Consider the following 21,916-nt stretch of genomic DNA (forward strand, 5'->3'; position numbering starts at 1 on the left):
TTACACCTTTTCCACGTTAACCAGGAACGCCTTGAACTCTGGCGTCTGCGTATTGGCATCACCGACAAACGGCGTCAGCGTGTTGGCAATAAAGCCTTTCTTCGCCACCCCTTCGTAACCCCAGTGGATCGGGATACCGATGGTGTCCACATCCTGACCGTGCACCTGCAAGGTACGAATACGCTTGGTCACTACAGCCTTGGCCTTGATAAAGCCGCGGTTGGAGCTGACCTTCACCGTATCGCCATGCTGGATGCCTTTTTTCGCCGCCAGCGACTCGCCAATTTCCACAAACTGCTCCGGCTGCGCGATAGCGTTTAGCACCGCATGCTTGGTCCAGTAGTGGAAGTGTTCGGTCAACCGGTACGTCGTACCGACATACGGGAACTTGTCGGAGGTTCCCATCGCCGCCAGATCGTCCTTGAACACCCGCGCCGCCGGGTTGGAAACCACGTTCGGGTGCAGCGGGTTAGTGCCGAGCGGCGTTTCAAACGGCTCGTAGTGTTCCGGGAACGGCCCTTCCGCCATTTTATCGACGGCAAACAAGCGGCCCATGCCTTCTGGCTGCATGATGAATGGTCCGACGTCACTGCCTGGTGCAGCGGCACTGTAGTCCGGGATATCCACCCCGCCCCACTTGGCACCGTCCCACTCCAGCAACTGACGTTTTGGATCCCAAGGCTTGCCTTGCGGATCGGCCGAAGCACGGTTGTACAGAATGCGGCGATTGAGCGGCCAAGCCCAGGCCCAGCCCAGCGTATTGCCGAGGCCAGACGGATCGGCATTGTCGCGTCGCGCCATCTGGTTACCGGCCTGCGTCCAGCTACCGGCGAAGATCCAACAGCCGCTGGCAGTGGTACCGTCATCGCGCAGATGCGCAAAAGTACTGAGTTGCTCACCCTTCTTCGCCAACACTTTGCCGTCAGCATCGAGGATATCTGCCAATGCCTTGCCGTTGCTTTCCATCGCCACTTCTTCCGAAGCGGGATCTTCCGGCGTCAGGTAATCCCAGGTCATGTTCAGTACCTGCTCCGGCACTGCACCGCCATCACGCGCATACATCTCACGCAGACGCATGAAGATGCCCGCCAGGATTTCCCCGTCGTGCTTCGCCTCACCTGGGGCATCAGCCCCTTTCCAGTGCCATTGCAGCCAGCGCCCGGAGTTCACGATAGACCCGTTTTCTTCGGCGAAGCAGCTGGACGGCAAACGGAATACCTCGGTTTGAATCTTCGACGGATCGACGTCGTTAAATTCGCCGTGGTTCTGCCAGAAGTTGGACGTTTCGGTATTGAGTGGATCAATGGTCACAAGGAACTTCAGTTTTGACAGCGACGCCACCACCTTGTTCTTGTTCGGGAACGACGCCACCGGGTTGAAGCCCTGGCAGAAGTAACCGTTGACCTTGCCTTGTGACATCAGCTCGAAGTACTGCAACACATCGTAGCCTTTGTCCCACTTCGGCAACCAGTCAAAGCCCCAACTGTTGTCCTTCTGCGCCTTATCACCGTAGAAGCTCTTCATCATGCTGACGAAGAATTTCGGGTAGTTGCTCCAGTAGTTCACCTGGCCCGGCAACACCGCTTTCGGCGTGTTTGCTTTCAGGTAAGTGTCGATATCGGTCTGCTTTTCTGAAGGCAATGTCATATAGCCTGGCAGGCTCTGTGACAGCAGGCCCAGATCGGTCAGCCCCTGGATATTGGAGTGGCCACGTAGCGCATTGACGCCACCGCCAGCCATACCCATGTTGCCGAGCAACAGCTGGATCATTGCCATGGTGCGAATGTTCTGTGCGCCGACCGAGTGCTGAGTCCAGCCCAGGGCGTACAGGAACGACGCGGTTTTATCCGCCACGCACGTTTCGGCAATGTATTCGCACACCTTGATGAAATCGTCGGTAGGCGTACCGCAGATGTTGTTCACCACCTCTGGCGTATAACGGCTGACGTGCTGTTTCAGCATGTTCCACACGCAACGCGGATCCTGCAGCGTCAGATCACGCTTGGCAAAGCCGTTTTCATCGAGCTGGTAGTTCCAGGTGGTTTTATCGTACTTGCGGTTTTCTGCATCGTAACCGCTGAACAGGCCATCTTCGAAGGTGAAGTCTTCTCGCACCAGCAAGCTGGCGTTGGTGTAGGCGTGAACGTATTCGCGGTTAATTTTGTCGTTGGTCATCAGGTACAGCAACACACCCGACAGGAAAGCAATGTCGGTCCCGGAACGAATAGGCGTGTAAAAATCCGCCACCGATGCGGTACGGGTAAAGCGCGGATCGATCACGATCAGCTTGGCTTTATTATGAATTTTGGCTTCCATCGCCCAGCGGAACCCCACCGGATGCGCTTCCGCCGCATTACCGCCCATGACGATAATCAGATTCGCGTTCTTGATATCAACCCAGTGGTTGGTCATCGCACCGCGACCAAATGTTGGAGCAAGACTTGCTACCGTTGGTCCGTGTCAGACACGTGCTTGGTTGTCTACGGCAAGCATGCCGAGAGCGCGACTAAATTTTTGGGTCAAATACCCGGTTTCGTTACTGGATGCGGAGGCACACAACATGCCGGTGCTGAGCCAGCGGTTGACGGTCACGCCCTGTTCGTTCGTTTTCACGAAATTGGCGTCACGGTCTTCTTTCATCAGCTTGGCGATGCGCGTGAAGGCGTCGTCCCAAGTGAGGCGTTGCCATTTGTCAGAGCCTGGCGCACGGTATTCTGGATACTGAAGACGGCTTGCACTGTGGATAAAGTCGACCAGACCCGCGCCTTTCGGGCAAAGCGCGCCGCGGTTGACCGGGTGATCCGGGTCCCCTTCAATGTGGAAAATGCTTTCTTTGGCGTTTTTGGCGCCATCACCAAGGCTGTACATCAACAGCCCACAGCCGACGGAACAATACGTACAGGTATTACGGGTTTCACGGGCGCGCAGCAGTTTGTACTGCCGGGTTTCCGCTAACGCGACTTCTGGGGCAAAACCCAGCGCAGCCACCGTCGTTCCTGCCATACCGCCAGCGCAGATCTTAAAGAACTGCCTTCTGCTGACCTGCATGGGGGTCTCCTTTCACTCGCGATTGTCACATTGTTTCAAATGGCGCTTTCCCCCTGGAAGCGGGAAGCGCTAAAATTACTGTTGTTTTTACGGTGGCAATATTACCACAGCGTGTATGTGGTTGTTACAAACAGGTGCCAGTTAAGTGAACAATATAAACTCAGACCAACTTATAAATGAGACACAGCTCACAGGGGTGACCCAGGCTCAGGTTCATCAACGCGGGCAACTCGCCACCGCACAGCCGGACTGGCTGGCGGAAGAAGTCCCGGTCGCGCTGGTCTATAACGGCATCTCTCACGTGGTCATGATGTGCACGCCCAAAGATCTGGAGGCATTCGCCCTGGGTTTTTCCCTGTCGGAAGGCATCATCGAATCACCACGCGATATCTACAGTATAGAGATTAACCAAACCTGTAACGGGCTGGAGGTACAAATAGAGCTCTCCAGCCGTCGTTTTACCGGTTTGAAGGCACGCCGTCGCGCCATGGCAGGCCGCACCGGCTGCGGCGTATGTGGTATTGAACAGTTGGCGGATATTTTCCGTCCGCTGCCTGCACTACCTTTCACCCAGCGCTTTTCCCTCACCCATCTTGATTCCGCATTGAAACAACTGCGAGAAGTGCAGGAAGTGGGGCAACTGACCGGTTGCACCCATGCCGCCGCCTGGTTATCGCCGCAAGGGGAATTGCTCGGTGGATGTGAAGACGTTGGCCGTCATGTTGCCCTGGATAAGCTGCTCGGCGTCCGTGCACAACAGGGTTGGCAGCAGGGTGCGGTATTAACGTCCAGCCGTGCCAGCTATGAAATGGTGCAGAAGGCTGCGATGTGTGGCGTGGAGATTTTGTTCGTGGTGTCTGCGGCAACCTCGCTGGCCGTGGAGATCGCCGAACGCAGCAACCTCACGTTGGTCGGCTTCAGTAAACCCGGCCGTGCCACGGTGTTTACCCACCCGCAGCGCATTGTTGATTAGGCTAAAGCCACACAATAAGTAGGGCATTGATAATCATTTTCAATATCATTTAAATAACTATAATGATCCGACTGCTTACGCGGTGCTCACATAATGCGCCGCCCATATACCCTTGGAGATGATGATTATGAGTTACTCACTGCCATCCCTGCCGTACGCCTACGACGCACTGGAACCGCATTTCGACAAGCAGACGATGGAAATCCATCACACCAAACACCACCAGACTTACGTTAACAACGCCAACACCGTGCTGGAAGCTTACCCAGAACTGGCTCAATACAGCGTTGAAGAACTGATCCAGGATCTGGATAAAGTGCCTGCTGACAAGCGCACCTTCATGCGTAACAACGCTGGCGGTCACGCTAACCACAGCCTGTTCTGGAAAGGCCTGAAAATCGGCACCACCCTGGGTGGCGATCTGAAAGCGGCTATCGAACGTGATTTCGGCAGCGTTGAGAAATTCCAGGAAGAGTTCGAGAAAGCCGCAGCGACCCGCTTCGGTTCAGGTTGGGCTTGGCTGGTGCTGAAAGGCGACAAACTGGCTGTAGTCTCTACCGCTAACCAAGACAGCCCGCTGATGGGCGAAGCCGTTGCCGGCGCTTCAGGTTTCCCAATCGTGGGCCTGGACGTGTGGGAACACGCTTACTACCTGAAATATCAAAACAAACGTCCAGACTACATCAAAGCATTCTGGAACGTGGTTAACTGGGATGAAGCCGCTGCACGCTTCGCTGCGAAGAAGTAATTCGCACCCGGCAATAAAGATACCCGCTTAATGCGGGTATTTTTTTGACCAAAATTCGCTAAAGTTTGACCGCTCTTTGCCGATGGTTTGTTCAATTGACGTTCGCCCGGAAAGGAAAATCATTATGGCGGCATTGCAAACATTGGCAGGAAAGTTCGTTCATCTCACCGTCGGTAAAAAGCTCGGTCTCGGATTTGGTCTCATGCTGTTGCTGACCGCAATCATCGCCGGTACTGGCGCACAGTATCTCCATATCATTGAATCACGGGCCTATCGCATCGATTTTAGCAATCGTCTGAACGACGAAATCAATCAGGCCAAATATAACCGTGCGCTCTTCGGGCAAACCTACAAACCGGAATACCTCAACAATAACCGCACCAGCATCGAAAATGCGGTGAAGCTGATCAACCAGGGCCAGAACCTGAATTGGGATCCTCAGAGCAAAAAAGACCTTCAGCGTTTGGTCGTGCTGATCAGCCAATACCAGCAGCAGCAAAACGCCTTCGAAAAGGCGGTGGCGGCGAAAGATGCCGTGCGCCAAAGCTGGAACATGTCGGAAGTGCAGGACAACCTGAACCAGGTGGAGCGCCAACTTACTAATGGTGACCTGCAGCTGGCCTTTATTCAGTTGAACCAGAAGCTGACGCTGGTGCGCTACGGGGCACGCGGCCTGTTACTGAGCCTGAGCGCCGAATCCGAAGCACCGCTGATCGCAGCAATTGACGACGCACGTAGCGCCGCAAATGCGCTGAGCCGACGGCTCAGCGACGCCCAACGTCCTCTGCTGCAACCCTTGCTGACCGCTCTCGACGACTATAAAAACCGCATTGAAGCCTACCTGCCGGCCTATCAACAGGAACAGTTAATCAGCCAGCGTCTGGGCAACAGTGCGCAGGAAGTCGGCACACTGGTCAACGCCTTCTTACAGGATGAATTGACGCAAACCCATAACGACATCAATTCGGCACAGATGCAAATGGGCATTACCACGCTGATTGCCATCATCGTCGGCTTGCTGGTTGCCTGGCGTATCACATTGCAGATCACCCGGCCGCTGCAAAGCACTCTCGCGCTGGCGGAACGCATCGCCAGTGGCGATCTGCGGCAGGCACAGACCAGCACCCGTCGTGATGAACTGGGCCAGTTACTGAACGCCGTCGCGGCCATGAGCCAAAACCTGCGCGATATGATTGAGAAAATCCAGATGGGGGTCAGCCAGGTGTCCACCGCCGCCGCAGAGATTGCCGCGGGTAATACCGATTTGTCCTCACGTACTGAACAACAGGCTGCCGCAGTGGAAGAGACGGCCGCCAGCATGGAGCAACTGACCGCTACGGTGAAACAAAACGCCGAAAACGCCCACCACGCCAATCAGTTGGCCACCGATGCGTCACAAACGGCCCAGCAGGGCGGCAAGCTGGTCGAGAATGTGGTTAGCACGATGCGCGACATTTCCAGCAGTTCGCAGCGAATCGCCGAAATTACTACCCTGATCAACGGCATTGCTTTCCAGACCAATATTCTGGCGCTTAACGCGGCAGTAGAAGCCGCGCGCGCCGGGGAGCAAGGCCGCGGCTTCTCGGTAGTGGCCAGCGAGGTCCGTAATCTGGCACAGCGCAGCGCCCAGGCAGCGAAAGAGATCGAAGGACTGATTACCGAATCCGTCAGTCGGGTACAGACCGGTACCACCCTGGTGGAAAACACCGGCAATACCATGGAGCAAATTGTCCTGTCAGTTACCCATGTGCGTGACATTATGGCGGAAATCGCCGCAGCCTCCGACGAGCAAACCCGCGGCATCGCCCAAATCGGCCAAGCCATTGTCGAAATGGATCACACCACCCAGCAGAACGCCGCGTTGGTGGAAGAATCTGCCGCCGCTGCCGACTCCCTGGAAGAACAGGCGGAAATGCTGCTGCAAAGCGTGTCGGTGTTCCGTTTGGCGGAGCAGCAGGCACCTGCTGCGGTGAGAACCTCAGCACCGAAAGCCTCAACCAGTAAACAACCTGTCCCCCATACCGACGCACAAGACAACTGGACTACGTTCTAATGATCTCCCGCCCGAAACCTCTCGGGCGGGTTATTGTTCCCCTCTACCAACTCAGGCTATGCTTGTCCATCGACGCGAGACATGGAGGCGCATATGCATCAACCTGAGGTTTATATCGGCACTGTCCAACCCTACGAAGGCGGGCGGCCTAGCGGCATCGCCAAGCGCTTGGTGGACGGTGCAGTCAAGCTGACCCCGCTTGGCCTGGAAGGCGACGAACAGGCGGAGAAAAGTTATCACGGCGGGCCAGACCGCGCGCTGTGCCACTATCCACGTGAGCATTATGACCACTGGCGTGAACAGTTCCCGGCGCAGGCCGAACAGTTCAGCGCACCCGCTTTTGGCGAGAATATCTCTACCCTGGGGCTGACCGAACACAACGTGTTTATGGGTGACATCTTCCGCTGGGGCGAAGCGCTGATCCAAGTCACCCAGCCACGCTCCCCCTGCTTCAAGCTCAACTACCATTTTGATATCGATGACATTTCAGTGCTGATGCAGCAAAGTGGCCGGTGTGGCTGGCTGTACCGCGTGGTGTCTGCCGGTAAAGTCAGCGGCGATCATCCGCTGGAACGGGTCATGCGCAACAGTGATGTTTCTGTCGCAGAAGCCATTAGCATCGCCTGGCATATGCCGTTTGATGAAGAGCAATATCGCCGCCTGCTGGCCGTTGCTGGGCTATCTGCCAGTTGGAGCAAAACCATGCTCACGCGTATCACCGAAGGCCGTCTCGAAGACTTTAATCGCCGTTTGTTGGGCCGCTAAATAGGTTGTTGGGAATAAACGTGGCGCGGCATGCTGCGCCACCCCTTTTCATCCGCCTATACTGTTCAGCGTCGGTCGTTCCGACAACCTCTTTCAGGCAGGAGCAACGTTATGAACACCTCGTCTCATCCGATCCACCATGCCGCAGCCGCGGGTTACCAGGCCAACGCCGATCGTTACGTTAAAGGACGGCCGGATTATCCACCGGAGATCGCTGCCTGGCTGCGCGATACCATCGGCCTTCATGCAGGTATGACGGTGATCGATCTTGGGGCCGGCACCGGCAAGTTCACCCCACGCTTACTGGAAACGGGGGCGCAGGTCATCGCCGTTGAACCCGTGGCACAGATGCTGGAAAAACTCTCGGCAGCGCTGCCGCAGGTGAAGACATTGGCGGGCACGGCCGAGTCGATCCCGCTGCCGGATGAGTCGGTTGACGCAGTGGTCTGCGCGCAGTCTTTCCATTGGTTTGCCACGCCGAAGGCGTTGGCCGAGATCCAACGTATCCTCAAGCCCGGTGGCAAGCTTGGTTTGGTGTGGAATATGCGTGATGCTCGCGTGAGCTGGGTACGTAAGCTGAATCAGATTGTCGACCGCCACGAAGGCGACGCGCCGCGTTTCTACACCGGCGAATGGCGTAAACTTTTCCCGTTCAAAGGGCTGGATGCGCTACAAGAGCAGGTATTTATGCTTGGCCATCAAGGCGCGATAGAGGATGTGATTTATAACCGGGTGCGTTCCACCAGCTTTATCGCCGCGTTGCCGCAGCAACAGCAAGAACAGGTGATCGATCAGATTCGGCAATTGGTGGCAGAAGAGGGGGAGTTGCAAGGCAGAGAAACCGTCACTGTGCCCTATCAGACCAAGGCGTATTTCACCACCAAGCTATAACGCTGGGCGCCACATAGCCAAAATAATCGGCGTTGCGGCAAGAACTCCCGTCACAGACGCAAGTCAGTGACGGGGAATTCAACGTCAGTGATGACGGGTACCGGCGATCAGAAGGCTTTTTTGGCGTAGCCGGTGACCACTTTCAGGCCCATCTCACGGCCCAGCGCAGTCATCGGATGCACCACGATCAGGCCGCGCACGTTTTTCTTCAACGTGCCCATATCCGCCTGTTCTTTCTTGGTGATTTCACGGCTGAACGGCAATTGGTTCAGCTTTTGCGCTTCTGCACTCAGCTTCTCAACGCGAACGCCTTTCAAACGTTCGATTTCCGCTGCCAGCTTCTCTTTTTCTTTGGTGTGCTGCGCAATCAAATCAAGATTACCCTGTTGGATCACAAGGGTGTCTTTGTGGTTCAGTGCGTCCAGCAGGTCGCTAAGGCGCTTAATCTCTGCCTTTTCTATCTCTTTCATGGTGTCTGGCCTGTTGTGCCTGTACGGCACGCTAATCAATGATGCCCACATTGTAGCAAAATGCGCGCGTGGTTACCCGTCTTGCGCAATGCCCGGCGGCAGGCCACTCATCTCGCAGGCTTTGGCACCGACACGCGCCAACGCCTGGCTGTAACGTGCATTAAACGGATAACAACAGGAGAGTCGCAGCGCATTGCGGTAACGACCGCTGGGAGAGTACAGCGTACCCGGCGTCAGACAGATCTGCTCCTCCAGTAACTGGTGGAACAGTGCCACGCTGTCGACCCCGCTCGGGAATTCTACCCAAAAGACAAAGCCGCCTGCAGGCTGCGTGGCTCGAGTCCCCTGCGGGAAGTGACGTGCGATCAACGCCCGTGCCTCATCCACCTGGGCTGCGTAGCGTTTGCGCAAGTTACGCAGATGATGATCGTAGCCGCCGGTTTCCAGGAACATCGCCAACGTTTCCGACAGTAACTGTGACTCGGACATCGACGATACCGCCTTCAGTTTGCGCAACGCGTCGTTGAAACGCCCACCGCTAATCCAGCCGATGCGGAAATCCGGAGCCAGCGTCTTGGTAAAGCTGGAACAAAACAGCACCCAGCCACCACGATCGAAAGACTTCACCGCGGGAGAAAGTGCCCCCCCGAACTGGATCTCCGCGTATAACCCGTCCTCAATGAGCGGCACCTGATGATCGTTCATCAGCCGCGCCAGGCGTTTTTTCGCCGCCAGCGGCATGGTGCAGCCCAGCGGATTCTGTACCGTTGGCATGGCAATGACCGCGTTCAGCCGCTTCTCGTTCAGCAGCAGTTCCAGCGCGTCAAGCGACAGCCCGTGTTGCGGATCGGTTGGGATTTCCAACGCCTTTAGCCCCAGACTGGCCAGCAACGGCAACAGGTAAAAATAGGTCGGCGACTCCAGCCCGACGCAGTCCCCCGGCTTGGTCGTCACCCGCAGCGCCAGCTGCAGCGCTTCCATACAGCCGTGCGTCAGCGTGATGTCGTTTGGCTCCAGCAACATGCCCAGCGCCATCGAACGCCGTGTGATCTGCTGGCGCAGCCGCAGGCTCCCCGGCGGCAGCGCGTACTGCCCGATCAGGTTTGGTTGACGGCGCAGTTGCGACGACAGCATCCGCCCCAACTTGCCGCCGGGATAAAAATCTGAGGTTTGCGGACAGGCAAGCGAAAGGTTGGTGAAGGCCGGATTCTGCTGGGCGGCAAACACGGTGTCGATCAACGCCAGCACATCGTCCGCCGGAGGCTCTATGCGGTTACTGGTCGGCGAGGCCGCCTTTAACGCCGGTAGGGTGTTGCAGACATAAAAGCCCGACTGCGGTCGTGCCTCTATCAACCCGCGATCTTCCAATGTGCGGTAAGCCGCCACCACGGTGTTGATACTGACGTTATGGGTCTGCGCGCAGCGGCGCACCGAAGGTAAACGGCTGCCGGGCAGCAAGGTACCGCGGCGTATGGCTTCCGCCAACGTATCCGCCAGTTGCTGGTAGCGCGTTTCCGGTATTTCATCGAGCAGGGTCACAGTTTGTCTCCAGGCAATGGGTACAGTTTCATATTGCAGAAACTGTACCCATGACAATAGCTTGTTTCTGGTTCTGTCACCATCCGTCCACAGGTTTTATGCTGGTTCCTTTGCTCCCGTCCCCTTTAAGGAACCCGTTATGTTGGACTCAGCCTTTATCAGTTATGTCACCGTTATGTCGATTACGCCGGGTCCCAACAACCTGCTGCTGGCATCGTCCGGAGTGAACTTTGGCCTGCGCCGCACGCTGCCGATGGTATTTGGCATTAGCGTCGGTTGCGCGGTGCAGCTGGCCCTGACCACCACCCTGCTGGCGCTCATCCTGAGTTGGGCCGGTATGATTCGCTTTCCGCTGGCGGTGATCGGCTGTACCTATCTACTCTGGCTATCATGGAAATTATTCCAGGCCGCGTCACCGGACGGCAAACAACAGGCGCAACCGATGCGCTTAATCAACGGCGCCCTGTTCCAGGCGGTAAACCCTAAGGCCTGGCTGATGGCAATTAACGTGGCTATTCTCTTCACCCCACGCGAAGGGACCAGCCTCAGCCACACGCTGATGATCATTGCCGGTTTTACCGCATTGAACATTCCTTGCGTATTGGTGTGGGCGATATTGGGCGATCGTCTGCGTGATGCGCTACGGGTGACCTGGAAACTGCGGTTGTTCAATGGCGTAATGGCAGGATTGATGGCAGCCACGGCGCTGTGGCTGTTATTCGACGAGTGGCGTGCGGCCTTTGCTTAACTGCGACCGAGAGGTGAAAGCCGGGAGGGTTGTTTGGCACCGATACCGGCGATCAAATCGGTCACCGACAGCACCATAGTAGAGCGCAACACCTGCTGGTATCGCTGACGCTGCATGGCGATCAGCGATTCTTCCGCTTCGCCGGGCTGCAGGAAGGTCGGTACCGGCGGCAGCGCAGCCACGCAGTGCAGTTCGCCAAAGGGCCCGAGGATTTCATCATCGACAAAACGGTATTCCGAGCCGTCGTGGTTCAGCTCTTCACGCATTGCCATCAGCAGCTCGGCGTCTTCGTACTCATGGCGAGAGATCACGCCCAGCCCATACATCAGCTTCAGACGCACCGACAGTTCACCCAGCGGGCCCGCACCGGACAATAGCGGTTCGACGGCATACTTCACCGCATAGTCGTCCTTACGGAACACCTGCACCACCAGCACGTTGAGCGCTTCTGCCAACAGCTCTACCGCTGCGATCAGAAAACTGCGCACCGTCTTGCCTGCGTTCAGCCTTTCCAGAACCTTATTTTCAAATGCCTGTGCTTCTTCCATCGTCGCTTTTCGAATGGCGTGGGAGGGGTATGCTGTATCGGTCACTAATTTAATACCATAGGCGTTATTGTCGCAGCCAGTTTGCGAGCGGACAGCGCGCAGAATCCGGAGCGTACACGTAGTACATGAGGAATTCGAGCACTGCCCAACCGTAAAATGGCAAGTAAAATAGCCTATTGGCGCTGCATGGCGTTATACATAGCAATGGCCTGTTCTACAACCTCACTTTCAGCCGGCAGACCGGAAATTTGCGCCAGCGCGGCTTTCGGCCCCAACTCGGCCAACAGTTCTACCAGCTCTTTTGCCTGCGGATCCTGTTCGCTGCGGTAGCTCATCGCGGCAGCAATGCCCTGAATCAGATTGGCATGCGGTAAGCCATATTCCAGCGTACCGAGCAGAGGTTTGATCAGACGGTCGCCGGCACTCAATTTACGCAGCGGCTGACGGCCCACACGCTCAACGTCGTCATGCAGGTACGGGTTCTCAAAACGGCTGAGGATTTTGTCGATGTAAGCAGCGTGCTTGGCAGCATCGAAGCCGTAGCGTTTGATCAACACGGCACCGCTCTCTTCCATCGCGCCTTTTACCACGCGGCGGATCGCCGGGTCGAGAATGGCATCGCGGATCGTCAGCAAGCCAGCCTGTTGCCCGAGATAAGCCGTGATTGCATGGCCGGTATTGAGCGTAAACAACTTGCGCTCAACAAATGCCATTAGGTTATCGGTCAGTTCCATGCCGGCGATCGCCGGTGGTTGGCCTTTGAACTGGGTCTGGTCAACAATCCATTCGCTGAAGGTTTCTACCGTCACTTCCAGCGGATCGCTGCTACCCGCTTCCGCCGGCGGCACAATACGGTCAACCGCCGAATCAACGAAGCCAACATGCTGTTCGACCCACGCCTTATCTTCCTGCGGCAACACATCGAACACGTGCTGTTTTAACTGGCTGGTGCCACGCACCATGTTCTCGCAGGCAATGATGTTTAGCGGTTGGCTGTTACCCTGCTGATGACGTTTGCTAAGCCCTTTGGCGATCGTGCCCGCAATTTTAGCCAGGATTTGTGGGCCCACGGCGGTGGTCACGATATCCGCTTCGGCGATCAATGCAACCGCCTCGTCACTGCCGCTGTTAACTGCACTGACATTGTTGACCTGTTCGACCCGGGCCTGCTCGCCAACCACGTGAACCTGATAGCTTTTACGGCTGTTCAGCAGGTCCAGCACCGTCTGGTTAACGTCGGCAAAGGTCAGTTCGGCGTGCGCATCCGCCAACAGCTTGCCGATAAAACCTCGCCCAATATTTCCCGCACCGAAATGTAATGCTTTCATAGTCCTACCTTTCTAATGTCGAAGGGTGCAGCAAGCTGCACCCCTTAAAATGATTCTGTTATCAGGCTTTTTTGCCGCCCAGCAGATCCAGCACTTCCTGCACGCTGGTCGTGTTCGCCAGCCGTTCGATGACACCGTCGTCATCCAATGCATTGGTCAGGCTGGTAATCACCTGGATGTGTTCGTTGTTGCGTGCTGCGATACCGATAACCAACCGCGCCACTTCATCCTCTTCATCACCGAAACGCACACCCTGCGGGTATTGGCAGAACACCACACCGGTACGCAATACCCGGTCTTTGGCTTCGATGGTACCGTGCGGTACGGCGATCGACTCACCCAGGTAGGTAGAGGTCAGTTTTTCGCGTTCCAGCATCGCCGGGACGTATTCCGGCTCAACGTAGCCGCCTTTGACCAGCTGTTCACCGGCAAAGCGAATCGCCTGCTCTTTGTCGCTGGCCTGTAAGTTAAGGAACACGTTGCTTTCACTGAGTCTGAACAGGTTTTGTTCGGACGCCTCAAAGCTATCGTCCAGTGTGCTGATGACTTTCTGCTGGTTATCCGTGGTTTTGTTAGCGGCCACCAGGCGCTCGGTCAGATCGCTGTACAGCTTGCTGTCGAGGAAGTTGGTCAGCGAAATATGCTGAGCCTGAGGCGCATGGCGCATCGCACGCTCAGTCAGATCACGGTGGGTGATCACCAGATCGACATCATCCGGCAGGCTGTTGATGGCACTGTTGGTCACCGAAATGTTTTTCAACCCAGCGTCCGCCACCTTCTTGCGCAGTACGCCAGCGCCCATCGCACTGGACCCCATACCGGCATCGCAGGCGACGATGATTTTGCGCACCGTCGTCAGATCACCATCTACCGCTGCGTGTGCCGCTGCACCCCCTTTGGACTGAGACTTCATTTCCTGCATGCGGCGAGTCGCTTCTTCCAGATCATCCTCTTCTTTCACTTTTGACGTTTTCAGCAGGAACGCTGACACCACGAAGGACACGGCAAAGGCCGCAACCACGGCTGCAATGTTGGCGAAGTAAGCGCCTTTTGGCGTCATTGCCAGCACCGCCAGGATCGAACCCGGTGAGGCCGGGGACACCAGGCCGCCGTTCAGCATGGTGAGCGTGAATACGCCGGTCATGCCGCCCAGGATTACCGCCAGCAGCAGGCGTGGATTCATCAGCACGTACGGGAAGTAGATTTCGTGGATACCCCCCAGGAAATGGATGATTGCCGCACCGCCCGCAGACTGCTTGGCACTACCGCGACCAAAGAACATGTAGGCCATCAGCACGCCCATACCCGGGCCTGGGTTAGCTTCGATCAGGAAGAAGACAGATTTGCCGGCTTCGGTCGCCTGCTGGATGCCCAGCGGCGAGAAGATGCCGTGGTTGATAGCGTTGTTCAGGAAGAGAATTTTCGCCGGTTCGACGAAGATCGACGCCAGTGGCAGCAGGTTGTTCACCACCATCACATGCACGCCGGCTGCCAATAGCTTCGACAGCACTTCGACCAGTGGGCCTATGCCCAAGAAGGCCAGAATTGCCAGCAGCATGCCGATAATGCCGGCAGAGAAGTTGTTCACCAGCATCTCAAAACCGCTTTTGATCTTGCCGTCTACCCAGCGGTCAAAATGCTTTATCGCCCAGCCACCCAACGGACCCGCAATCATCGCGCCGAGGAACATCGGCATGTCAGCACCGACAATCACACCCATGGTGGTGATCGCACCGACCACGCCACCGCGATCGCCACCGACCAACCGGCCACCGGTGAAACCGATAAGCAACGGCAGCAGATAGGTGATCATTGGGCCAACCAGCTTGGCTAAGGTTTCGTTAGGCAGCCAACCTGTAGGAATGAATAAGGCAGTGATGATACCCCAGGCGATAAATGCGCCAATGTTGGGCATCACCATGTTGCTTAAGAAGCGGCCAAAGTTTTGAACTTTGACTTTGATGTCTGGTGAAAACATAAAACACACCCCTATTGTTACGCGCTGACAATAGAGCGCGTGATTATTGTTGTTACGATCCAGCCGTGTTGTTGCTGTATGCGCAATGGACTCTATCACGCTGTTTTTACCGCGCGAACTTCACGGATTTTTTGTGATTAACATCACACAAACACCCCCATAAACAGGTTACTTATAGTGATGCAGCTCACATTTAATGAGTGTAAAAAAGCCACAACGAGAACAAAATGCGCCTAAAACTCAATTAAATGTGATGCTGGTCACATTTAATTGATGCGTGTTTGTTTTTAAATTGTGATGTTTATCACAATCTATTTTTCGGTCACTACCGAATCCTGGCTTGGGGGTGGTCTTCCCTGTGAGCATTCATCCCGTCGGGAAATAACGGGGCGATGAATGAAAGAAAACTACATGTCGAAAAACGATGATTAATTGAAGTGTAGTACAGAAGCGTCGCGCAAGAAGTGGGCAAGCCGTTGGAAAGACTGGAAGGGAATACCTGGAACAGAAAGGCAGAAGCCGGAACATCGGCTTCGGCCTTTCTACAATTACTGGGTCACGCTTGAGACGGTTTTCTGTGCATTCAGTAAATCCTGCTGCTTGGCCACCAGATTCGACATCATGGTGTTGTACTGCGTCGCCTGCTGGGAAGTACGGAACTGCACGCCGTTATTGTTGAAGCTAACCTGATTACCTTGGGTACGCAGGAAATCCCCGACCTGAACCAGATCCTGGACGAAACTGGCGGTGGTAGGAATAACCGGCATCAGCGCATTGGCCGGCCCGGTGACAATCTTGTCATAAGCCTGGTTATATACGGCTTTCAGATCGTCGGGTTGCTTCAGTGCTGCCCGGGCAGTGTCTGCCTGTGACTTCGCCGACTGAATCTGCTGCCCCAGCAGGTTCAGCGCTCCAACGGACTGCTGCAACGTATCACGTTTGCTCATGTAGTCCTGTGCGGTGCGGATCTGGTTAATCTGATCCAACGCCGGTGTCAGGCTCGCATCCAATGACTTGGACAATTGCTGGGAAAAACCGACCAAGATGGCGTAATCCCCGGCATAGTTACCGAATTTCTGTTTCTGGTCTTCGCTCAGCGTCGGGATTTTCGCGCCGCTGCGCATCACCGTATTCTGTAAGTAATCAATAAACGCCTTGCGTTGTTCCGGCTCTTTATCGCCGCAGGCAGTCAGCTGCATGACCACCAACAATGCCAATACCGGGGCCAACCAACGCGCGAAACTCCTGCTCTGGATCCCTACCGCCATGTGACATAACTCCTGTTATAAACCTGCTTTTTCATCGGACTCCGTCCCTTTTGCTGCACTCCTTGCGCCTATAAGAATAGATCAACTGAGTGCGATCCGATACGCGATTCACCGTTCAGGGGCTATTCTTCAGTGAAAGGCCCACTTACCAGGCTATGAGCTCGGTGCCAAGAGGCTACTGTGCCGGCTCAGGGGCATGATACACTTTTGTTTCATTTATCACCGGGCAAAGCTGCGTATGTCATCTTATCAGCCACCCTTGACCATCAGTTCACGCATTCTGCATCTGGTAACCGATGTCGGCGCTCGGCTTGCGCACTTAAAAATGCAGGCCGAACAAGAGCATGCTTTACGGCTGCGCCGCATCAACCAGATCCGCACTATTCAGGGCTCTCTGGCTATAGAGGGCAATACGTTGAGCGAAGAACAGATCACCGCCATCATCGAGGGTAAACGCATTATTGCGCCACCTCGTGATATCCAGGAAGCGCTCAATGCCATTCGTTGCTATGGAAATTTGAGCAACTGGCATCCCGTGCTAGAAGAGGATTTACTCGCTGCACACCGCGGGCTGATGGAAGGTCTGTTACCGGATGCCGGGCATTATCGCCATGGCGGAGTCGGGGTCATGAACGGCAACGTCGTCATTCATATGGCACCGCCGGCTGAACGGGTTTCCCTGTTAATTCGTCAACTGCTGGTCTGGTTAAAAGAGACAGATCTTCCCCCCCTGATCAGTAGCTGCGTATTTCATTATGAGTTTGAATTTATTCATCCTTTCGCCGACGGCAACGGACGAATGGGCAGGCTGTGGCAAACGCTGATCCTGTCGCGTTGGGATCCCTTGTTTGTCAACGTACCCGTTGAAAGCCTGGTGCATGACAATCAGTCCGGCTATTACCAGGCCCTGAATAACAGCAACCAGCAGAGCGACTGTGCCCCCTTTGTCGAGTTTATGCTGGACATGATCTTGCGAGCGCTGGAGCAAAGCCTTACCCCCCAAGTCACCCCCCAAGTCACCCCCCAAGTCGGTGAGCTATTGGCGATACTGGAAGGGGATTTGTCACGTGAGGAAATTCAACACGCACTGCAACTACAGGACAGGAAATCTTTCCGGGAGCGCTATTTACGCCCAGCGTTAAACGCGCAACTGATTGAAATGACATTACCGGAAAAACCCAACAGCCGCCTGCAGAAATACCGGCTCACCGCGCAGGGCAAGGCTTTACGTCAGCAGCAATAAAAAAGGCGCCCTAAGGCGCCTTTTCCTGACAGGACGGTTTACTGCAGTACGGAAATATCCGCCACCTGCAGGAACAGCTCACGCAGCTTGCTCAGCAACGTCAGACGGTTCACACGCACCGCGTCGTCTTCTGCCATCACCATCACGTTGTCGAAGAAGGCGTCGACCGGTTCACGCAGGTCAGCCAGCTCTACCAACGCATCTTGATAGTTGCCTGCGGCGAAATACGGCTCCAGCTTATCGCGCAACACCACCAGATGGGTCGCCAGTTTGATCTCAGCCGATTCTTTCAATATCGAGGCATGTACACGGTCATTCAAGGTATCGGTAGACTTAGCCAAGATATTGGAAACGCGTTTGTTGGCCGCAGCCAACGCTGCCGCGGCTTCCAACGTACGGAAGTGCGTTACCGCCTTCACACGCGCATCAAAGTCAGCCGGTTTGGTTGGACGGCGTGCCAGCACAGCCTGAATGGTGTCAACCGCGTGGCCTTCTTCCTGATACCAAGCGCGGAAACGACCCAGCATGAACTCGACAACGTCATCGACAACCTTGGCGTTGGTCAGCTTGCTGCCGTAAAGGCGCACAGCCTCTTCGGTCAGCGTCTGCAGATCCAGCGTCAGGTTCTTCTCAACGATGATACGCAGCACGCCCAATGCGGCACGACGCAGCGCAAACGGGTCTTTATCCCCTTTTGGATGCTGCCCGATGCCGAAAATACCGGCCAGGGTGTCCATCTTGTCGGCGATCGCCAGTGAGCAAGCCACCAGTGATTCTGGCAGCGCATCACCAGCAAAACGTGGCTGGTACTGCTCGTTCAGCGCTACGGCAACGTCTTCCGCTTCGCCGTCATGGCGCGCGTAGTGCATACCCATCACGCCCTGGGTGTCGGTGAATTCGAAGACCATGTTGGTCATCAGATCGCACTTCGACAGCAGGCCTGCACGGGTAGCGTGGTTAACGTCGGCACCAATCTGGCCGGCAACCCAGCCTGCCAACGCCTGAATACGGTCAGTCTTGTCACGCAGGGTCCCCAGTTGCTGTTGGAACAGCACGGTTTCCAGACGCGGCAGATTGTCTTCCAGACGTTTCTTGCGGTCGGTGTTGAAGAAGAATTCGGCATCAGCCAAACGCGGACGCACTACCTTCTCGTTACCGGAGATGATTTGCTGCGGATCTTTGGATTCGATATTGGCGACGAAGATAAAGTTCGGCATCAGTTTGCCCGCGGCGTCATACACCGGGAAATACTTTTGGTCGCCCTTCATGGTGTACACCAACGCTTCCGCCGGTACTGCCAGGAATTTTTCTTCGAATTTAGCGGTCAATACCACCGGCCATTCTACCAACGAAGCCACTTCTTCCAGCAGGTTTTCGCTCAGATCGGCTTTACCACCAAGCTTCGCTGCCGCCAGTTCAGCGTCACGCTTGATCAGCGCTTTGCGCGTATCGTAATCGGCGATGACCTTGCCGCGTTCCTGCAGGATCTGCGGGTATTGGTCGGCGTTATCGACAGTGAATTCAGCTTCGCCCATAAAGCGATGGCCGCGAAGGGTGCGGGCAGAATCAATACCCAGCACGGTGCCCGGGATCAGCTCTGCACCCAGCAGCATCGTCACGGTGTGAACCGGACGCACGAACTGCACGTCGGAATCACCCCAGCGCATCAATTTCGGGATCGGTAACTTGGCCAGCGAACTGCTGACCATGCCCGCCAGCAGCGCTTGTGCGGACTGACCTTTAACATGGGCGCGATACAGCAACCATTCACCTTTGTCGGTAGCCAGGCGTTCGGCCTGATCGACGGTGATACCACAACCGCGAGCCCAACCTTCGGCCGCTTTGCTGGGTTTGCCTTCGGCGTCAAACGCCTGAGCAATTGCCGGGCCGCGTTTTTCGACTTCGCGATCGGCCTGTGCAGCGCTCAAGTTAGCCACTTTCAACGCCAGACGGCGCGGAGCGGCAAACCAGCTCACTTCGCCGTGTTCGAGATTGGCGTTATCCAGCTCGGCGGTAAAATTCGCGGCAAAAGCTTCTGCCAGTGAACGAAGAGCCTTCGGCGGCAGCTCTTCCGTGCCGATTTCCACCAGGAAAGTCTGTTGAGTCATGGCTGCCTCTTAGCTCTTGTTCTTTTTGCACATTGGGAAGCCCAGCGCTTCGCGGGAAGCGTAGTAGGCCTCAGCAACGGCTTTGGTCAGCGTGCGGATACGCAGAATATAACGCTGGCGCTCAGTCACGGAGATCGCCTTGCGCGCATCCAACAGGTTGAAGGTGTGGCCAGCCTTCAGAATACGTTCGTACGCCGGCAACGGCAGTGGTTTTTCCAGCGCCAGCAGCGACTGAGCTTCTTTCTCGTACTGCTCGAAGCAGGAGAACAGGAAGTCCACGTCAGCGTATTCGAAGTTGTAAGTGGACTGTTCCACTTCGTTCTGGTGGAACACATCGCCATAGGTGGTAACGCCCAACGGACCGTCGCTCCACACCAGATCGTAAACGCTGTCCACGCCCTGAATGTACATCGCCAGACGTTCAAGGCCGTAAGTGATCTCACCAGTGACTGGCTTGCACTCCATACCGCCAACCTGCTGGAAGTAAGTGAATTGCGTCACTTCCATGCCGTTCAGCCACACTTCCCAACCCAGGCCCCAGGCGCCGAGCGTCGGGTTTTCCCAGTTGTCTTCAACGAAGCGGATGTCGTGAATGGTCGGATCCAGACCCAGCTCTTTCAACGAGCCCAGGTACAGTTCCTGAATGTTGTCCGGCGATGGCTTAATCACTACCTGGAACTGGTAGTAATGTTGCAGGCGGTTCGGGTTTTCACCGTAGCGACCGTCGGTTGGACGGCGGGACGGTTGCACATAGGCGGTGGCCATTGGCTCCGGCCCCAGTGCGCGCAGGCACGTCATCGGGTGTGAGGTTCCCGCGCCAACTTCCATGTCCAGCGGTTGAACGATGGTGCAGCCTTGGCGCGCCCAATAGTCCTGCAGTGTCAGGATCAGGCCCTGAAAGGTCTTGGTATCAAACTTTTGCATGTTGAATTCGCACGCGATACAAGTGGATTTAAATGGGATGCGCCAGTATACCCGTTGACCGTAAGATATACAGCCTGAATCCAGCAACAAGTGCGAATCTTCGAGAAGAAACCGGTTTAATACCGCCTTTTAGAGCCGTTAAACTCAATGGACCGCATCATTTTTCCACATCAAGGAGCACCGGCCGGATAAGCTGCAGCTCCATCCCAAGCCTAATGGCGTGTTTGGCATTGGTAACACCCAATTTTTTTACTGCGTTACCAATATGATATTTTATCGTCGTCAGCTTCACCCCCAAAATAAGAGCTATTTCCTGATAGGATTTCCCCATACTTGCCAGGTAAAGCACCTCATTTTCACGCGCAGAGAAGATTTCCTTTCCATTTATTCTTTCAAAGTACCCGACGCTATTTATATTCTGGTATTTTGTGATTAATGACTCATGGGTAATTATTAATAACATCTGCAGTTTATTTTTGTTTTTCTCTAATTTTCCCACGTCACCAGAATGGTGGCCATCCAGAAAAAAAGATAACACAACAAGGTTATGGTGATGGTCATGAAGCACAAAAGTATAGCCATTAACGATGTTATACCCTTTTGCCGCGTCGAATAACGTAGAGAACTTCACCCCAGGCTCAACAATGAGGTTTTCATCCCAAGAGAAAGGTGTTAGACGATTGGAAGCGGTGATAAGCACAGGATCAATAAACTGAAAGTTATTTTTTGTATAGAGTTCAAACCAATCTGTTCTGTTTGAGATGACAGAAAAATCAACCGGATTCCTTTTGTTCATTATCGCATAAACATATTTTATATTATTATACTTCGTAAGCTCACTCTCTAAATCTCTTTTGATTTCATTATTGATAATTTCATTATCGAAGAATGATCTAGACACCTACACACCTCCTTGAAACAAAAATATAACATAGCATGATAATGCCAATAGGATTAGCACAATATATCGAAATGATCACACTGATAGTTATATTAACTTGCCTAAGATTTTCCAAGATAAGGCTAAGGCAAGGAATGATTGGGTATGCTGAGAAATCAGCAAGCAATGTGGTGAATTGGCCCAGGATGAACATGTCTGGGCAGTGCTGAGAGGAGGAGGATTACCGACAGTCCACTCATGTGGCTTGAGCGACTAAAAAAACGTTATCTTGTTGATAGATAATGATTCCCTGGCGTTGGAGCATAAGTTGTAAAGCGACCTTTTTTTAAACTTCCTATTTCGTCGCTGTTAGCGCTCAAATCACCAAGCACCCTACTAAAGTA

Annotated in this window: 17 protein-coding genes; 7 read left to right on the plus strand and 10 right to left on the minus strand. The window is 54.8% G+C overall.

Annotation, left to right across the window (positions count from 1 at the left end; genetic code table 11):
* Window positions 1–3,048, minus strand: a complete 3,048-nt coding sequence (gene fdnG / locus JOE25_RS19365) for a formate dehydrogenase-N subunit alpha (protein WP_209638001.1) — start codon at window positions 3,046–3,048, stop codon at window positions 1–3.
* A gap of 154 nt (window positions 3,049–3,202) precedes the next feature.
* Here fdnG and fdhD point away from each other — a divergent pair, with 154 nt between their 5' ends.
* The 5 genes from fdhD (at window position 3,203) to JOE25_RS19390 (ending at window position 8,478) form a co-directional block, all read left to right on the plus strand.
* Window positions 3,203–4,021 carry a formate dehydrogenase accessory sulfurtransferase FdhD gene (gene fdhD, locus JOE25_RS19370; protein ID WP_265556673.1) on the plus strand — a complete coding sequence of 273 codons (819 nt, stop codon included), beginning with the start codon at window positions 3,203–3,205 and terminating at the stop codon, window positions 4,019–4,021.
* A 127-nt stretch (window positions 4,022–4,148) separates the two neighbouring features.
* Complete coding sequence (sodA, locus tag JOE25_RS19375) at window positions 4,149–4,769, plus strand: superoxide dismutase [Mn] (RefSeq protein WP_037421110.1); 621 nt, start codon at window positions 4,149–4,151, stop codon at window positions 4,767–4,769.
* A gap of 124 nt (window positions 4,770–4,893) precedes the next feature.
* A complete protein-coding gene (locus tag JOE25_RS19380; protein WP_209638006.1) occupies window positions 4,894–6,822 on the plus strand; it encodes a methyl-accepting chemotaxis protein in 1,929 nt (642 codons plus the stop codon).
* Window positions 6,823–6,915: 93 nt separating this feature from the next.
* The gene (gene yiiM / locus JOE25_RS19385; protein WP_209638008.1) at window positions 6,916–7,587 is read left to right on the plus strand and encodes a 6-hydroxyaminopurine reductase; all 672 of its coding nucleotides are present in this window, start codon (window positions 6,916–6,918) and stop codon (window positions 7,585–7,587) included.
* A gap of 111 nt (window positions 7,588–7,698) precedes the next feature.
* Entirely contained in the window at window positions 7,699–8,478 is a 780-nt protein-coding gene (locus tag JOE25_RS19390; RefSeq protein ID WP_209638009.1) for a class I SAM-dependent methyltransferase, read from the plus strand.
* A gap of 107 nt (window positions 8,479–8,585) precedes the next feature.
* Here the strand turns inward: JOE25_RS19390 and JOE25_RS19395 are convergent, their stop codons facing one another.
* Window positions 8,586–8,948 (minus strand): YibL family ribosome-associated protein, encoded by a 363-nt coding sequence (locus JOE25_RS19395; RefSeq protein ID WP_209638011.1) that lies wholly within the window; start codon window positions 8,946–8,948, stop codon window positions 8,586–8,588.
* A 72-nt stretch (window positions 8,949–9,020) separates the two neighbouring features.
* Window positions 9,021–10,487, minus strand: a complete 1,467-nt coding sequence (locus JOE25_RS19400; RefSeq protein WP_209638013.1) for a PLP-dependent aminotransferase family protein — start codon at window positions 10,485–10,487, stop codon at window positions 9,021–9,023.
* A 139-nt stretch (window positions 10,488–10,626) separates the two neighbouring features.
* Here JOE25_RS19400 and JOE25_RS19405 point away from each other — a divergent pair, with 139 nt between their 5' ends.
* The gene (locus JOE25_RS19405; RefSeq protein WP_209638015.1) at window positions 10,627–11,235 is read left to right on the plus strand and encodes a LysE family translocator; all 609 of its coding nucleotides are present in this window, start codon (window positions 10,627–10,629) and stop codon (window positions 11,233–11,235) included.
* Here JOE25_RS19405 and JOE25_RS19410 read toward each other — a convergent pair.
* The 4 genes from JOE25_RS19410 to JOE25_RS19425 form a co-directional block, all read right to left on the minus strand.
* Entirely contained in the window at window positions 11,232–11,783 is a 552-nt protein-coding gene (locus JOE25_RS19410; RefSeq protein ID WP_037421127.1) for an MltR family transcriptional regulator, read from the minus strand. The two genes, JOE25_RS19405 and JOE25_RS19410, sit on opposite strands and share 4 nt — an antisense overlap.
* A gap of 173 nt (window positions 11,784–11,956) precedes the next feature.
* The gene (locus JOE25_RS19415; RefSeq protein WP_209638017.1) at window positions 11,957–13,111 is read right to left on the minus strand and encodes a mannitol-1-phosphate 5-dehydrogenase; all 1,155 of its coding nucleotides are present in this window, start codon (window positions 13,109–13,111) and stop codon (window positions 11,957–11,959) included.
* A gap of 61 nt (window positions 13,112–13,172) precedes the next feature.
* On the minus strand, window positions 13,173–15,089 hold the full coding sequence (locus tag JOE25_RS19420) for a PTS mannitol transporter subunit IICBA (protein ID WP_209638019.1): 1,917 nt from the start codon (window positions 15,087–15,089) through the stop codon (window positions 13,173–13,175).
* A gap of 548 nt (window positions 15,090–15,637) precedes the next feature.
* A complete protein-coding gene (locus tag JOE25_RS19425; RefSeq protein WP_037421136.1) occupies window positions 15,638–16,357 on the minus strand; it encodes a DUF3053 domain-containing protein in 720 nt (239 codons plus the stop codon).
* A gap of 238 nt (window positions 16,358–16,595) precedes the next feature.
* On the opposite strand from JOE25_RS19425, the gene JOE25_RS19430 reads away from it, so the two are divergent.
* On the plus strand, window positions 16,596–17,600 hold the full coding sequence (locus tag JOE25_RS19430) for a Fic family protein (RefSeq protein WP_209638021.1): 1,005 nt from the start codon (window positions 16,596–16,598) through the stop codon (window positions 17,598–17,600).
* 38 nt (window positions 17,601–17,638) lie between these two features.
* Here the strand turns inward: JOE25_RS19430 and glyS are convergent, their stop codons facing one another.
* The 3 genes from glyS to JOE25_RS19445 all read right to left on the minus strand — a co-directional run bounded on the left by glyS (window position 17,639) and on the right by JOE25_RS19445 (window position 21,533).
* Complete coding sequence (glyS, locus tag JOE25_RS19435; protein WP_209638022.1) at window positions 17,639–19,708, minus strand: glycine--tRNA ligase subunit beta; 2,070 nt, start codon at window positions 19,706–19,708, stop codon at window positions 17,639–17,641.
* Window positions 19,709–19,717: 9 nt separating this feature from the next.
* On the minus strand, window positions 19,718–20,632 hold the full coding sequence (gene glyQ, locus JOE25_RS19440) for a glycine--tRNA ligase subunit alpha (protein ID WP_012004542.1): 915 nt from the start codon (window positions 20,630–20,632) through the stop codon (window positions 19,718–19,720).
* Window positions 20,633–20,789: 157 nt separating this feature from the next.
* Window positions 20,790–21,533 carry a LuxR family transcriptional regulator gene (locus JOE25_RS19445; protein WP_209638024.1) on the minus strand — a complete coding sequence of 248 codons (744 nt, stop codon included), beginning with the start codon at window positions 21,531–21,533 and terminating at the stop codon, window positions 20,790–20,792.
* Between the last annotated feature and the right edge of the window lie 383 nt (window positions 21,534–21,916).

The sequence above is a fragment of the Serratia sp. PL17 genome (assembly GCF_017832355.1).
GTDB lineage: Bacteria > Pseudomonadota > Gammaproteobacteria > Enterobacterales > Enterobacteriaceae > Serratia.